This window comes from Algibacter sp. TI.3.09, from assembly GCF_038154905.1.
Lineage (GTDB): Bacteria > Bacteroidota > Bacteroidia > Flavobacteriales > Flavobacteriaceae > Algibacter.
Map to the genome: position 1 here is coordinate 38,230 of NZ_JBAKAN010000004.1, position 13,475 is coordinate 51,704.

The 13,475-nt window shown below is 34.3% G+C and carries 15 protein-coding genes; 7 read left to right on the top strand and 8 right to left on the bottom strand.

What is annotated here, in order from left to right; genetic code table 11:
* Window positions 1–2 precede the first annotated feature (2 nt).
* Window positions 3–272, bottom strand: coding sequence for a hypothetical protein (locus tag V6246_RS13525; protein ID WP_174564437.1), 270 nt, complete (start codon window positions 270–272; stop codon window positions 3–5).
* 262 nt (window positions 273–534) lie between these two features.
* Window positions 535–1,740 (bottom strand): multidrug effflux MFS transporter, encoded by a 1,206-nt coding sequence (locus V6246_RS13530; RefSeq protein WP_341560976.1) that lies wholly within the window; start codon window positions 1,738–1,740, stop codon window positions 535–537.
* A 98-nt stretch (window positions 1,741–1,838) separates the two neighbouring features.
* On the opposite strand from V6246_RS13530, the gene V6246_RS13535 reads away from it, so the two are divergent.
* The 3 genes from V6246_RS13535 (at window position 1,839) to V6246_RS13545 (ending at window position 3,895) form a co-directional block, all read left to right on the top strand.
* Window positions 1,839–2,426, top strand: a complete 588-nt coding sequence (locus V6246_RS13535) for a Crp/Fnr family transcriptional regulator (RefSeq protein WP_341560977.1) — start codon at window positions 1,839–1,841, stop codon at window positions 2,424–2,426.
* A 150-nt stretch (window positions 2,427–2,576) separates the two neighbouring features.
* Window positions 2,577–3,155 (top strand): YceI family protein, encoded by a 579-nt coding sequence (locus V6246_RS13540; protein ID WP_341560978.1) that lies wholly within the window; start codon window positions 2,577–2,579, stop codon window positions 3,153–3,155.
* A 128-nt stretch (window positions 3,156–3,283) separates the two neighbouring features.
* Window positions 3,284–3,895: a DEAD/DEAH box helicase gene (locus V6246_RS13545; protein ID WP_159018361.1), complete on the top strand. Its 612-nt coding sequence runs from the start codon at window positions 3,284–3,286 to the stop codon at window positions 3,893–3,895.
* A gap of 2 nt (window positions 3,896–3,897) precedes the next feature.
* On the opposite strand, the gene V6246_RS13550 is transcribed toward V6246_RS13545, so the two are convergent.
* From V6246_RS13550 to V6246_RS13565, 4 genes are all read right to left on the bottom strand, one after another.
* Window positions 3,898–5,439 (bottom strand): acyl-CoA carboxylase subunit beta, encoded by a 1,542-nt coding sequence (locus V6246_RS13550; RefSeq protein ID WP_341560979.1) that lies wholly within the window; start codon window positions 5,437–5,439, stop codon window positions 3,898–3,900.
* A gap of 32 nt (window positions 5,440–5,471) precedes the next feature.
* Window positions 5,472–6,914, bottom strand: coding sequence for an acetyl-CoA carboxylase biotin carboxylase subunit (gene accC, locus V6246_RS13555; RefSeq protein ID WP_341560980.1), 1,443 nt, complete (start codon window positions 6,912–6,914; stop codon window positions 5,472–5,474).
* Window positions 6,915–6,926: 12 nt separating this feature from the next.
* Complete coding sequence (locus tag V6246_RS13560; RefSeq protein WP_341560981.1) at window positions 6,927–7,412, bottom strand: biotin/lipoyl-containing protein; 486 nt, start codon at window positions 7,410–7,412, stop codon at window positions 6,927–6,929.
* A gap of 215 nt (window positions 7,413–7,627) precedes the next feature.
* A complete protein-coding gene (locus V6246_RS13565; protein ID WP_341560982.1) occupies window positions 7,628–8,308 on the bottom strand; it encodes a PrsW family intramembrane metalloprotease in 681 nt (226 codons plus the stop codon).
* A gap of 95 nt (window positions 8,309–8,403) precedes the next feature.
* Here V6246_RS13565 and V6246_RS13570 point away from each other — a divergent pair, with 95 nt between their 5' ends.
* Window positions 8,404–9,873: a T9SS type A sorting domain-containing protein gene (locus V6246_RS13570; protein ID WP_341560983.1), complete on the top strand. Its 1,470-nt coding sequence runs from the start codon at window positions 8,404–8,406 to the stop codon at window positions 9,871–9,873.
* On the opposite strand, the gene V6246_RS13575 is transcribed toward V6246_RS13570, so the two are convergent.
* Complete coding sequence (locus V6246_RS13575; protein ID WP_341560984.1) at window positions 9,866–10,414, bottom strand: NUDIX hydrolase; 549 nt, start codon at window positions 10,412–10,414, stop codon at window positions 9,866–9,868. The two genes, V6246_RS13570 and V6246_RS13575, sit on opposite strands and share 8 nt — an antisense overlap.
* A 62-nt stretch (window positions 10,415–10,476) precedes the next feature.
* Window positions 10,477–11,565: a M42 family metallopeptidase gene (locus V6246_RS13580; RefSeq protein ID WP_341560985.1), complete on the bottom strand. Its 1,089-nt coding sequence runs from the start codon at window positions 11,563–11,565 to the stop codon at window positions 10,477–10,479.
* Window positions 11,566–11,661: 96 nt separating this feature from the next.
* On the opposite strand from V6246_RS13580, the gene V6246_RS13585 reads away from it, so the two are divergent.
* The 3 genes from V6246_RS13585 to V6246_RS13595 are packed head-to-tail and all read left to right on the top strand — an operon-like array spanning window position 11,662 to window position 13,463.
* Window positions 11,662–12,345, top strand: coding sequence for a DUF4294 domain-containing protein (locus tag V6246_RS13585; RefSeq protein WP_445819000.1), 684 nt, complete (start codon window positions 11,662–11,664; stop codon window positions 12,343–12,345).
* Window positions 12,346–12,348: 3 nt separating this feature from the next.
* Complete coding sequence (gene trhA / locus V6246_RS13590) at window positions 12,349–12,978, top strand: PAQR family membrane homeostasis protein TrhA (RefSeq protein ID WP_341560986.1); 630 nt, start codon at window positions 12,349–12,351, stop codon at window positions 12,976–12,978.
* Entirely contained in the window at window positions 12,972–13,463 is a 492-nt protein-coding gene (locus tag V6246_RS13595; RefSeq protein WP_341560987.1) for a GNAT family N-acetyltransferase, read from the top strand. Before trhA ends, V6246_RS13595 begins: the two co-directional genes overlap by 7 nt.
* The last annotated feature ends 12 nt before the right edge of the window (window positions 13,464–13,475 follow it).

Sequence of the window (13,475 nt, forward strand, 5' to 3'; positions counted from 1 at the left end):
ATTTATTCTTCTATCACTTTAGAGACTACTAAATATCCGTTTTTTTCCTTCGGAAAGTTTTCGATGATTATCTGTTTTTCAATTGCAGAACTTTCAATAACAACATCGTCTCTTAAATCGTTTATTGAGACCGAATTATTATGATTATTATTAAAGGTATTATTATTTGTTGGCTGTGCATTTTTAATCACATCAAATAATTTGTTGACAGCCTCGGAGGGTTGTGCACCTTTAATACTCGACAGAATGTCGACGGTCATAATTTTACTCATGTCTTAATTTTTATATTACTAAGTGAAACTTATAAGCTAGCAAAATTACGAAAGTTTTTATTGGTGCGGAAGCTTATGCATTGTAAAGTTAGAATGCCATTTTATTGATGAAATGCCCTATGAAAATGCAGGTTATTCCCGAAATTGATGACAAATTTATATTCAAAAATGGTATTATTTAAAAATATGAAAGTGTTAACATTTTGGTGGAAATGTTAAACCCTATAATTTATGTGATTTTATGATCTAAAAAAGATGTGTTTTATGCGGCTGCTAAACGTGCTTTTCTTTTCAAAACAACAAAAACAAGAATAGATAAAATACCAAAAAGTGAAAATCCAATAAACAGTGGTAAAACCGATGTTTTTACAAAAGTGCCAATATAATGTGCAATAGGTACCGCTAAAACAGTTGATAAAAAACCATTTATTGCTGCTCCAATTCCTGCAATATGCCCGATAGGTTGCATGGCTAATGCTCGTAAATTTCCGAATAAAAAACCAACAGCAAAAAACTGTAAAGCTAAAAATGAGATAAGAGTATAAATACTTGGGTTTTGTCCAGATGAAAATAAAACCACATACAATACCGAAATAAAAGCATAAGCTAGAGTAGAGTAATATGCAATTTTCATCATACCAAATCGCTCAACAAGTTGGCTATTTAAAAATGTGGCAAAACCAATAGAGATCGCAAGACTGGCAAAAATATATGGAAACATTTCAGCTAAATCATATTGCTCTTGGAAAATTTGTTGCGAGGTACTTAAATACACCATAAACGAGCCAGTAATAAAGCCAGAAACTAGTGTGAATGCTACAGATTCTTTATATTTAAAAAACTCTTTAGCTCCATTTACAAATAGATGCGAAGAGAATTTTATACGTTTCTCTTTTGGTAAAGTTTCAGGTTGTCTTAGCCAAAACCAAATCATGATGATTAAACCAAAAATTAGGTTGAAGTAAAATATAGCTTGCCAATTAAAAAGGTTAATTAAAAATTGCCCAAACATGGGGGCTATAACCGGGACTAAAATGAAAAACATAACCACAAAAGATAAAATTTTAGCCATGTAATCGCCACTAAATTCATCACGCACCATAGATGTACTTAAACTTCTTGGTGAAGACAAACCAATACCTTGCAGAATACGCCCAAAAAGCATCATTTCGTAACTTTCTGTTGTAACACAAATAATACTGGCAATAATAAAAACAACAAAACCAACATAAACAATGGGTTTACGACCAAAACTATCTGAAATAGGTCCAAAAATAAGTTGACCAAAACCGATGCCTAAGAAAATCATGGTAATTAAAAGCTGGTTTTGGCTTGGGCTTGTAGCACCTAACGAAGCTCCAATTTCGGGTAAAGCCGGCAAAAGTGCATCAATCGTTAAAGCTACAATAGACATTAAGGATGCCATTAAAGCGACGAATTCAAACTTTACTTTTTTGTTTTTTTCCATCGGGCAAAGGTAAAATATTATAAATCTACAGGTATTCAATTAACATTTATTAACGTTATATTATTATCACTAAATTTGATTCGAATAATTACATGTATATGAATATAAAACCACTTTTAGATTACATACAAAACCACGTAGATTTAACGCCCAAAGAGGAAGCTTTTTTGCAGTCTAAAGTGGTTTATAGACAGTATTTAAAAGGGCAATATATTATACAACAAGGCGATGTTTGTAAACATGTTTGTTTTGTTATTTCGGGTTGTACCAAAACCTTTTATTTAGATAGAGAAGGGCAGGAGCATGTATTATCTTTTGCAATAGAAAATTGGTGGACCTCTGATATGGGAAGTTTTATTTCGCAAACACCTGCCGATTATAATACGCAATGCTTGGAGAATACTGAGGTGGTTATGTTTGTTTACGATAATTCGGAAATATTATATACGGAAATACCTAAACTAGAACGTTTTTTTAGACAAATAGTAGAGCGCGCATATACGGCTTCGCAAAAACGGATTGTGCGCAGTTTTAGCCTTACTGCCAAAGAGCGTTATGTAATTTTTAAAAAGGAATATCCAAAAATCGAAAAACGTATTCCGCAATATTTAGTAGCATCATACCTTGGTATTACTAAAGAGTTTCTTAGTAAAATTAAAAGTCAACTGGCTCAAAAAAGCCAATAATTCTTCATCTTAAAAAAAATAGAACTTCAGAATAAAAGTAAATGTTAAACTAGATTAACATTATTTAATAATCTACTTCAATGTATAGTTTTTAAAAGCGTTGCACCTTTGTGGTATAATATATAAACAGATAAATAAATTTATATCACAATGAAAAATTCAATTAAAAATATAGCACTTGTTGCTTTTGTAGCGCTTATTACATTTTCTTTTACAGCTATTGAAAAGGATAAAAAAGAAATTAAAACCGAAAGTAGTAAAGTGGTTTGGAAAGGTTATAAAGTTACAGGTTCTCACGAAGGGACTATCGATATTCAGTCTGGTGCTTTAGATTTTGATGGCGATAAATTAATTGGCGGAAACATCACTATAGATATGACAACTTTAGTGTCTACCGATTTAGAAGGCGAATATAAAGGAAAACTTGAAGGTCATTTAAAATCTGATGATTTCTTTGGTGTTGAAACTCATAATACATCAACTTTAGAATTTACAGATGTTAAGGCTTCAGGTAAAAACTCTTATGATGTTACTGGGAAATTAACCATTAAAGGAAAAACAAATTCAGTAAAATTTACAATTTCTATTTATGGAAATAAAGCAACCGCAAACTTAAAAGTAGATAGAACGAAATACGATGTAAAGTATGGTTCTGCAAGCTTTTTTGATGGTTTGAAAGATAAGGCTATTTACGATGAATTCGATTTAGTTGCCGATTTAGAGTTTTAATAGCAGCCTAATTTTTAGGTAAAAGAGAAAGGCGTTCAGCAATGAGCGTCTTTTTTTTGTTTTTAAGGTTTCTCTTTTGGATGATGAAAAGCCTATCTTTGAAAATCTATTAAAAGAAACTTCATTTTATGTCATTTAAAAAACTAATTGAGCCATTAAAAGATACGCTTAAAACCAAAGGCATTGAAACGCCATTGCCACTTCAAAAGAAAATTTTGTCTAGAATTAAAGGTGGTTCGAGCATGTATGTTTATGCGCCAAAAGGTTCAGGGAAAACATCGAGTATGATTATAAGTGTTATTCAGAAACTGAAAAACGCTCATGAAGATGCACCAAGAGCTCTTATTTTTGTAAAAGACAAGCAAACAGCATTAGATTTAGAGCTAGAGTTTAATAGCTATAAACGAGGTACCGATTTACGTGTTTATTGTGCTTACGATGAAAAAAATATTGATGACCAACGTGATGAGATTTATTACGGTACCGATATTGTAATTGCTACACCAAAACGATTGAATAGATTGTTTTACTTAAATGCAGTAAATTTAAATAGACTACAAATGTGTGTTGTAGATGATTCTGAATTTTTATTTAGAAATAATAATTTAGCTGAAGTAACTAGAACGCCCGAAAGTATTGGCAAATGTCAATATTTAGTGTTTGCAGAAAAACCGGACGCTAGATACGCGCGCTGGCAAGATACCTTTATGTATAATGCCGAAATTGTAAATATGTTGTAGTGTTACAACGGAATATTACCGTGTTTACGTTTTGGAACGTTAACTTCTTTATTTTCTAACATAGCAAAAGCTTTAATTAATTTTCTTCTTGTATCTTCAGGAAGAATAACCTCATCTATAAAACCACGTTGAGCTGCACGGTACGGATTTGCGAATTTTTCGGCGTATTCGGCTTCTTTTTCTGCAAGCTTTTCTGAAGGATTCTCGGCGTTAGAAATTTCTTTTTTAAATATAATTTCACTAGCACCTTTGGCTCCCATAACAGCAATTTCGGCACCTGGCCAAGCAAAGTTTAAGTCGGCTCCAATGTGTTTAGAGTTCATAACATCGTAAGCGCCACCATAAGCTTTTCTGGTAATTACGGTTACTCGTGGCACTGTAGCTTCACTTAAGGCATATAGAAGTTTAGCACCGTTTACAATAATGCCATTCCATTCTTGATCTGTTCCCGGTAAAAAACCAGGCACATCTACTAGCACTAACAATGGTATATTAAAACAATCGCAAAAACGTGTAAATCTTGCTGCTTTTTTAGAACTGTTTACATCTAAAACTCCTGCAAGAAATTGTGGTTGGTTGGCAACAATACCAATGCTTTTTCCACCTAAGCGAGCAAAACCTACAATAATATTTTCGGCATAATCTTTATGTATTTCGTAAAAAGAATCGGTATCGATAATTCCCGAAATAACCTGATGCATATCATAGGGTTTATTTGGGTTATCAGGAACAATAGTGGCGAGCACATCTCGAACTTCATCTTGTAAATTATAATCTAAAGGCTTTGCGGTTTCGGTGTTGTTTTGTGGTAAATAACTTAAAAGTGTTTTTAAATCATCTAAGCATTCAATATCATTTGCTGAGGTTTTATGAGCAACACCTGATTTGGAGGCATGGGTTTGCGCGCCACCCAAATCTTCACTACTCACTTCTTCATTAGTTACCGTTTTTACAACATTTGGACCCGTAACAAACATGTAGCTTGTGTTTTCTACCATTAAGGTAAAGTCCGTCATGGCAGGAGAATAGACGGCTCCACCAGCACAAGGGCCCATAATAGCAGAAATTTGAGGAATAACTCCCGAGGCTTGTACATTTCTGTAAAAAATATCGGCATAGCCACCAAGCGAGCGTACACCTTCTTGAATTCGAGCGCCACCAGAATCATTTAAACCGATAATAGGAGCGCCTACTTTTACAGCCAAATCCATTATTTTACAAATCTTTTCAGCATGAGTTTCCGATAAGGCACCACCAAAAACAGTAAAATCTTGGGCGTAAATATATACCAATCTACCGTTAATAGTGCCATAGCCTGTAATAACACCATCACCATAATACAATTGGTTTTCCATACCAAAATCTGTGGTTCGGTGCGTTACCAATGCACCAGTTTCTTCAAAAGAACCTTGGTCCATTATGTAATTTACACGTTCTCTCGCGGTTAGTTTTTTCTTGGCGTGTTGTTTATCTATGCGTTTTTGTCCGCCACCTAAATGAGCTTCGGCAATACGTTTGTTTAGTTGATCTACTTTTGAATCCATGGTTTTTTGTTATTCAGAGGTTTTAATGTTGCCTACTTAATAGGTAATCGTAAAACCTTCTGGTCTTCTAAATATTGTTTAACGGCAATGAGTGCGGCAATTTGGGCTTCAGTTTCCGATTCAGCTTTAATAGCTTCCGGATTATAATGTTGTTTTACAAAATGCGTATCGAAATTTCCTGATTGAAAAGCCTCATGGTTACAAACAAACTTTCCGAAATTTAAGGTGGTTTGTACGCCTTCAACGTGATAATTATCAATAGCTCTTATCATTAACTGAATGGCTTCTTCTCTCGTTTTTCCGTAGGTTATTAATTTTGCCAACATGGGGTCGTAATAGATAGGGATATCCATGCCTTGCTCAAAACCGTTGTCTACTCTAATGTTATCACCTTCGGGTAGTTTGTAAACTTCTAAGTTACCTACGCTTGGCAGAAAATTATTTAAAGGGTCTTCGGCATAAACCCTTAACTCTAATGCGTGCCCTTTAATTTTTAAATCGTCTTGTTTTATTTGAAGTGCTTCGCCTCGTGCAATTTTTATTTGTAGTTCAACTAGATCTACTCCAGAAATAAGTTCCGTTACCGGATGTTCCACTTGCAGACGTGTATTCATTTCTAAAAAATAAAAATTTTGATTTTCATCTAATAAAAACTCAACAGTTCCTGCTCCCAAGTAATCACAAGATTTGGCCACTTTTATAGCGGCTTCACCCATTTTTTTACGAAGTTCTGGCGATAAAATACAAGATGGCGCTTCTTCAATAACTTTTTGATGACGACGCTGTATGCTACATTCTCTTTCAAAAAAGTGTAAAACATTGCCGTGACTATCGGCTATAATTTGAATTTCTATATGTCGTGGAGAACTCACATATTTTTCAATAAAAACGGAGCCGTCTCCAAATGCAGATGTGGCTTCGCTTATAGCGCGATTCATCTGCGATTCTAAATCGGCTTCTTGTTCCACAACGCGCATGCCTTTTCCGCCACCTCCTGCCGATGCTTTTATCAAAATAGGGAACCCAATTTCTCTTGCAATGGTTTTTGCTTTTTCAACATCGGTTATGGCTTCGTCAATCCCCGGAACCATTGGGATGTTATAATGCTTTACGGCATCTTTTGCTGCCAATTTGCTGCCCATTATTTTAATGGCTTTCGATTTTGGACCAATAAAAATAATATTGTTAGCCTCGCATGCTTCCGCAAAAGCGGCATTTTCACTTAAAAAACCATAGCCAGGATGTATGGCATCGGCATTAAGGCTTTTAGCAACTTCAATAATTTTATCGGCTCGTAGATACGATTGGTTGGATGGTGGTTCGCCAATGCAAACGGCTTGATCTGAAAATTTAACATGCGGTGCATTTCGGTCTGCTGTAGAAAATACAGCAACCGTTTTTATGCCCATTTTCTGAGCCGTTTTCATCACTCGAATGGCTATTTCTCCTCGATTTGCAATTAATATTTTCTTCATGCTTTATATTAATTATTCAAATTCAATTAATAAATAGTTTTTTTCTACGGCATCACCTTTTACAGCAGAAATCGATTTGATAATTCCATCTCGTGGTGAAGTAATTATGTTTTCCATTTTCATGGCCTCCAAAATTAAAAGCGAATCGTTTTCTTTAACCTCTTGACCTGTTTTAACAAAAACCTCTAAAATCAATCCAGGCATTGGCGCCTTTAATTCATTAATGTGTTTAGATGCGCTATTTTCAAAGCCCATTTCGGTTATAAGTCTGTCTAAATCATCAGAAATATTGACTTTATAAGTGGCGTTATTAACTTGTATAGTGTAAGTTTTGTTTAAGAAATTATTTTCTGAAATCTCAACTTGATACGATTTGTTATTATGAAGAATGTGTCTGTTATTTTCAGAAGTATTTATAGCATCTAGTTGGTATGCATCTTCTTTCGAAATTTCAAAAACCTGATTATTGTTCACTTTCGTGATAAACTGTTTACCCATAAAATCCAGATTAGTTTGTAGTAAATATAAGGATTTTAAGATTCAATGTTATGTTTACTTTATTGAATCAAAAGTAGAGTAGTCTATCGTTTAAAGCGTTGTTGAACTAATGGGATGATTTTTAAGGTGCTAGGTTTTGCGGTGTATTTGCGTTGTTGTGTTTTAATTTACGGCAGAAATCTAGCTATAGATATTATAAAAATAAGGAACAAGTTTTAACTCTCGGTTTTAAAATGAGAGTTTTTTTGATGGTGTTGTATGGCTTTTCTAGAAAGTAAAATCCCGATAAAAAGAGATACGAAAGCACCTATCCAAATTCCTGGTATAAAGTCGATGAATAAAAAGAAATCGTAAGCGCCATGAAAAATTACAGCGAGTAGTAAACCCGTTAAGTTTAAAACTATTTTATTGTTAGAGAATTTAGCTTTTCCCATAAAATAGCCCATTAGAATACCGAAAGTCGCATGCGCTGGGATTGCGGTTAGGGCGCGTAGAAATGCCGTTTCATACCCGCTTTCAAAAACGTAAAAAATATTTTCGGTAGCAGCAAAACCCATGGAAACCATTACGGCATATACAATGCCATCAAAAGGTTCATTAAATGCTTTTCGAGCTTGAGCAAAATAGCGTACAATAACATATTTGCTAAATTCTTCGGTTAATGCGACAACCAAAAAGGCTTTTAGAAATAATTGTAGAAGACTAGTGTGATCGTCTAGTGGTAAAATATAATCGAAAACATAATACATTAACGAGGTAATAATAATGCTAATTACGGCGCCTAATAAAAAAGCGATAAGCATGAGGCGTTTTGGTTCTTTCTCGTATTTATCTTTGATATAGATGTAAATAATAACTAGAAAAACTGGTGCGATTGCCGATATTAATAAGCCCATTAAATTGATTTTGATGATGTTAGTGAGTGGTTTTTAAACTTTTTCGCTTTTTTTAACGTACATAATTACGAACTAAATAATTAAATACCTCAAAAATGAAATTAAACTCCTTTTTAATTCTCAGTTTTTTAAGTTTTCAGTTTTTGCAAGGACAGGATTTATCGCAAGGATATATTGCTAACGATTTACAGCAACACCCAATGCAAGCGTTAAATAAACCGGGTTATTTAAGTGTGGTTGCCGACCCTTCATTTCCTAGAACAGATATTCGCCGTATTACGGAAGCGCCGTCTGGTCAATTTATTGCGCCTATGTATAGTTCTACTCAAGCATGGAATGCCAATGAAAGTTTAATGATTGTTTATGGTGGTGGTACGCATAAACTTCTAAATGGTAAAACATATGCCTTTGTTCGAGATTTATCGGATATTAATCCTGACGATGTAGAAACCGTGTTTTGGCATTTTACAGACCCTAATGTGTTTTTTTATATCGATAATACCACCACTGAATTTATTCGCTATACGGTAGACACTCAATTAAAAACCGTACTTGTTAATTTAAAAACAGCTTCTGGTTGTTCCACCGGAATTACAGGCGGAAATGATGTCCAAATGATGTCTTGGGATTCCGATGTAATAAGTTTTCGATGTGGAAATACGGCAGCTTACTATTACCGTATTTCAACAGGTGCCTTAACGCAATTCAATATTTCTAATATTGAATATGTGGCTCCAATGCCTTTTCCTAGCGGGAATTTATTTTACCACCGAGGTGATGTGTACGATGCTAACGGGAATTTTGTACGATCTTTCAATCTAAACAATGGTACCGAGCATTCTTGTCTTGGAAAGTTAAGTAATGGGGACGATGCTTATTTCACTATAGGTTTTGAAGAAGGCCCCGATAATAATTGCCAAGGCAGTTTAGTGGCTCACAATGCTACAACAGGATATTGTTTTTCTGTAACTCCGGTTGCAGGCTATGCTTATCCAAAAACAGGAACTCATATTTCTGCATTGGCACATAAAAACAGCGAAGGTGGTTGGGTTGCTGTATCTTGTTTAGGGTATCAAGAAGATGGTGTGCAAATATTAGATCAGGAATTATTTATAGCTAAAGTCAATGAGTTTGATGGCGATGTATATCGTGTGGCTCACCATAGAAGTGATAAAAAAGAACTTGGCTATTGGGGAGAACCACACGTAACTATTAGTCCAACGGGAACACGATTGCTGTTTGGAAGCGATTGGAGTGGCACAGAAGATGGTGATTCGGTAGATTGCTATGTAGCCGAATTAGGCGATTATACTTTAGGAACCGATAAGCAGGAAGATGAGGTAACTTTAACTGTTTATCCAAACCCTGTAGTGAATCTATTGTTTATAAAAACCAATGAAACCTTATTGAAGTATCAAGTTTTTGATGTTCAGGGAAAATTGTTATTGAAATCTATTTTAGATGAAGGAAACTCGATAGATGTATCTTTATTAACTTCAGGAATGTATTTTATTGATTTTTATTCTGAAAATGGTAAAAAACAAACTTTGAAATTTATTAAATAGCAGCCTTTATTTTATCGAGTACAAACTGATAGTATGCTTTGTTTGAGGCTATAAAATGATTGTCGGTATTGTTTTCTAAGTGTAATTTAAACTGACTGAAAGAAACGAGTTTTAAAGCTTCAACTTCTTCCTCTTGTGCAGTAAGTTCTGTGATGTCAACTTTTAGTTCAGCAATAAAAACATGGTGAAATTCATTGTCCTGGATAGCACCATCGGCATAAGCTGTTAAATGTTTATTAACGCCAATTTTAATTAAATCACTTGGTTTAAGTAATAAGCCTAACTCTTCTTGAGTTTCACGTATAGCAGCAGTTTCTATAGATTCGCCGGCATCAATATGGCCAGCAGCCGATACATCCCAAAGTAGCGGGTAGATGGCTTTTTTATGAGAGCGCTGTTGTAGCAAAATTTCACCTTGACGCGTAAACAACCAAAGATGAATGGTATTGTGAAACCAACCATTTTTATGAGCTTCAGATTTTAAAGCGACCTGTCCCGTTGGTTCACCATTTTCGGATACAATATCTATATATTCGTCCATATTCTAAGATTAAAAAAAGCCTCATTTACATGAGGCTTTTATGTTTTATATTTAAAATCTAATTAGTCGAAATAACTAAATGTTTCGCCGCCTTTAATGTTTAATAACGTTTCGTAAATCATTTTAATAACGTTTTCAACATCATCTCTATGCACCATTTCTACAGTAGTATGCATGTACCTAAGTGGTAAAGAAATTAAAGCAGAAGCTACACCGCCGTTGCTGTAAGCAAAAGCATCAGTATCTGTTCCAGTAGCTCTAGAAAGAGCAGAGCGTTGAAAAGGAATGCCTTTAGCCTGTGCTGTTTCTGTAATTAAATCGCGTAATTTTTGTTGTACTGCAGGAGCATAAGCAATTACAGGTCCGCTACCAATTTGTAAGTCACCTTGAGATTTCTTTTCAATCATTGGTGTGGTTGTATCGTGTGTTACGTCGGTTACAATAGCCACATTTGGTTTAATGGTTTGGGTAATCATTTCGGCACCACGTAAGCCAATTTCTTCTTGTACAGAATTTGTAATGTACAGTCCAAAAGGTAATTCTTTTTTATTTTCCTTTAGTAAACGAGCTACTTCAGCAATCATAAAACCACCCATACGGTTATCTAATGCACGACAAACAAATTTATCGCCATTTAAAATATGAAATTCATCCGGATACGTAATTACACAACCAACATGAATGTCTAATTTTTCTACCTCTTCCTTAGTTTTGCAACCACAATCGATAAAAATATTGTCAGGTTTAGGAGCTTCTTCGTTCGCTTTATTTCTTGTGTGTATGGCTGGCCAACCAAAAACACCTTTTACAATACCATTTTTAGTATGGATATTTACAATTTTACTTGGTGCAATTTGGTGATCACTACCACCGTTTCTAATCACGTAAATAAGTCCATCATCAGAAATATAATTAACATACCACGAAATTTCATCAGCATGTCCTTCAATCACGACCTTGTATTTTGCATCCGGATTAATTACCCCAACCGCAGTACCATAGGTGTCTGTGATAAAAGTATCTACATATGGTTTTAAATAATCCATCCATATTTTCTGTCCTTCCCACTCGTATCCGGTAGGAGCTGCATTATTTAAATATTTTTCAAGAAAGTCCATAGACTTTTCGTTCAGTATACTCTTCTTTGCCATTTTATTAAGTTTTGCACTAAAATAATAATATAAATAGAAAAAAAATGTTTTAAAGGGAGTAAATTATTAATTTTGACATACTAATTATCTTGTGATATTTTGACGACATTTTTAAAATACATATTCTTCTTATTCCCGGTGTTGCTTATCGCGCAAGTTAGCGATGTAGAGCAAGATACTACTGTGGGTAAATATTTGATAATAAAAGGCGATAGCATTCCGCGAACAACTATAGATTTAGATGCTGTAATGATTTTACATCGTCTTAAATTTGAAAATAGAGAAGCTCGTATTCGGTATTTAATTTTACGCCGAAAAACATTAAAAGTATATCCGTATGCAAAAATGGCTGCAGACCGGTTAGATTCCTTAACAAAGCATTTAGCAACACTTACTAAAAATAGTGAGAAGCGGAAATATACTCGAAAAATACAGAAATATATTGAAGGTGAATTTTCAGATGAATTAAAAAAAATGAGTCGTACCGAAGGTCAAATACTCGTAAAGTTAATACATCGACAAACCGGAATTACTACGTTTGAATTAGTGAAGGAATTACGAAACGGTTGGCGTGCCTTTTGGTATAATACCACGGCAAGTATGTTCGATATTTCACTAAAACGAGAATTCGATCCTGAAAATGAAAAAGAAGATTATTTAATTGAAGATATTCTACAGCGAAACTTTCAAAGCGGACGATTAGTACGTCAAAAATCGGCTATTCCATTCGATTTTTATACCCTAACAGAAAAGTGGCGAAACACACCCGAAAAACCATAAATTATGCGAATTCAAACACCTTTTGAAGAAAAACTGAATGCTTTAACGCATGGAATTGGTGCTGTTTTAGGTGTTGTAGCTTTAATTTTATTGATAAAATACAATGCGCACAAAACACCTTGGAGTTTGTTTAGCGTTATTGTTTATGGCATTTCTATTATTGTATTGTTTACCGCATCAACATTGTACCATTCTGTTATAAAAGAGAAGCAAAAACATATATTCCGGATTATAGATCACATTAGTATTTATGTACTTATAGCCGGAACTTACACACCTGTTTGTTTAATTACGCTCGACCAAAGTTTTGGGTGGCCAATGTTTTGGGTTGTTTGGGGTATTGCTCTTTTTGGAGTTGTTTTAAAAATTTTCTTTACAGGAAGGTTTGAACTCTTTTCAACCTTACTCTATTTAGTCATGGGTTGGCTTATTGTTTTCGATTTCACATCTTTATCTGAAGGCATAGGAAGCGATGGAATTTTGTTTTTGTTTGCAGGCGGTTTATCTTATACCATCGGTATTATTTTTTATGCTATTCAAAAAATTCCATACAACCATGTTATTTGGCATTTGTTTGTTTTGTCGGGTGCCGTTTTTCATTTTTTCATGATTTTTAATTACGTGATATGGTAGCAGTTAAAAGTATAAAAACTCAAGAGGATTTTAAATTAGTAGAAACCTTAGCGAGCCAAATTTGGCATCAGCATTATCCTGATATTATCGGTTTAGAGCAGGTAGAATATATGTTAGCGAAATTTAATTCCGCGAAAGCGATTGAAGAACAAGTTCGTTTAGGCGCGCAGTTTTACTGTTTAATCCATAACGAAACACCTGTTGGTTATATGGCAATTAAGCCAGAAGATGATTTTTTGTTTTTAAGTAAATTGTACGTTGCAGAAACCTCTAGAGGAAAAGGTGTTGGTCGGGTTGCTTTAAATTTTATAGATGAAGAAGCAAAAAAACAACAACTTTTAGGCATAAGATTAAAGGTGAATAAATACAATACAGCATCTATTGCAGCCTACGAAAAATTAGGCTTTAAAAATGTAAAAGCATCTGTTACCGATATTGGAAATGGCTTTGTTATGGACGATTTTGAAATGGAAAAGTTGTTCTAGTGTTTAGTTGAG

What these genes read in the sequence shown, in the direction of transcription:
- V6246_RS13525 (WP_174564437.1), bottom strand. Translation starts at nt 272, where the DNA reads ATGAGTAAAATTATGACCGTCGACATTCTGTCGAGTATTAAAGGTGCA.
- V6246_RS13530 (WP_341560976.1), bottom strand. Translation starts at nt 1,740, where the DNA reads ATGGAAAAAAACAAAAAAGTAAAGTTTGAATTCGTCGCTTTAATGGCA.
- V6246_RS13535 (WP_341560977.1), top strand. Translation starts at nt 1,839, where the DNA reads ATGAATATAAAACCACTTTTAGATTACATACAAAACCACGTAGATTTA.
- V6246_RS13540 (WP_341560978.1), top strand. Translation starts at nt 2,577, where the DNA reads ATGAAAAATTCAATTAAAAATATAGCACTTGTTGCTTTTGTAGCGCTT.
- V6246_RS13545 (WP_159018361.1), top strand. Translation starts at nt 3,284, where the DNA reads ATGTCATTTAAAAAACTAATTGAGCCATTAAAAGATACGCTTAAAACC.
- V6246_RS13550 (WP_341560979.1), bottom strand. Translation starts at nt 5,439, where the DNA reads ATGGATTCAAAAGTAGATCAACTAAACAAACGTATTGCCGAAGCTCAT.
- accC (WP_341560980.1), bottom strand. Translation starts at nt 6,914, where the DNA reads ATGAAGAAAATATTAATTGCAAATCGAGGAGAAATAGCCATTCGAGTG.
- V6246_RS13560 (WP_341560981.1), bottom strand. Translation starts at nt 7,412, where the DNA reads ATGGGTAAACAGTTTATCACGAAAGTGAACAATAATCAGGTTTTTGAA.
- V6246_RS13565 (WP_341560982.1), bottom strand. Translation starts at nt 8,308, where the DNA reads ATGGGCTTATTAATATCGGCAATCGCACCAGTTTTTCTAGTTATTATT.
- V6246_RS13570 (WP_341560983.1), top strand. Translation starts at nt 8,404, where the DNA reads ATGAAATTAAACTCCTTTTTAATTCTCAGTTTTTTAAGTTTTCAGTTT.
- V6246_RS13575 (WP_341560984.1), bottom strand. Translation starts at nt 10,414, where the DNA reads ATGGACGAATATATAGATATTGTATCCGAAAATGGTGAACCAACGGGA.
- V6246_RS13580 (WP_341560985.1), bottom strand. Translation starts at nt 11,565, where the DNA reads ATGGCAAAGAAGAGTATACTGAACGAAAAGTCTATGGACTTTCTTGAA.
- trhA (WP_341560986.1), top strand. Translation starts at nt 12,349, where the DNA reads ATGCGAATTCAAACACCTTTTGAAGAAAAACTGAATGCTTTAACGCAT.
- V6246_RS13595 (WP_341560987.1), top strand. Translation starts at nt 12,972, where the DNA reads ATGGTAGCAGTTAAAAGTATAAAAACTCAAGAGGATTTTAAATTAGTA.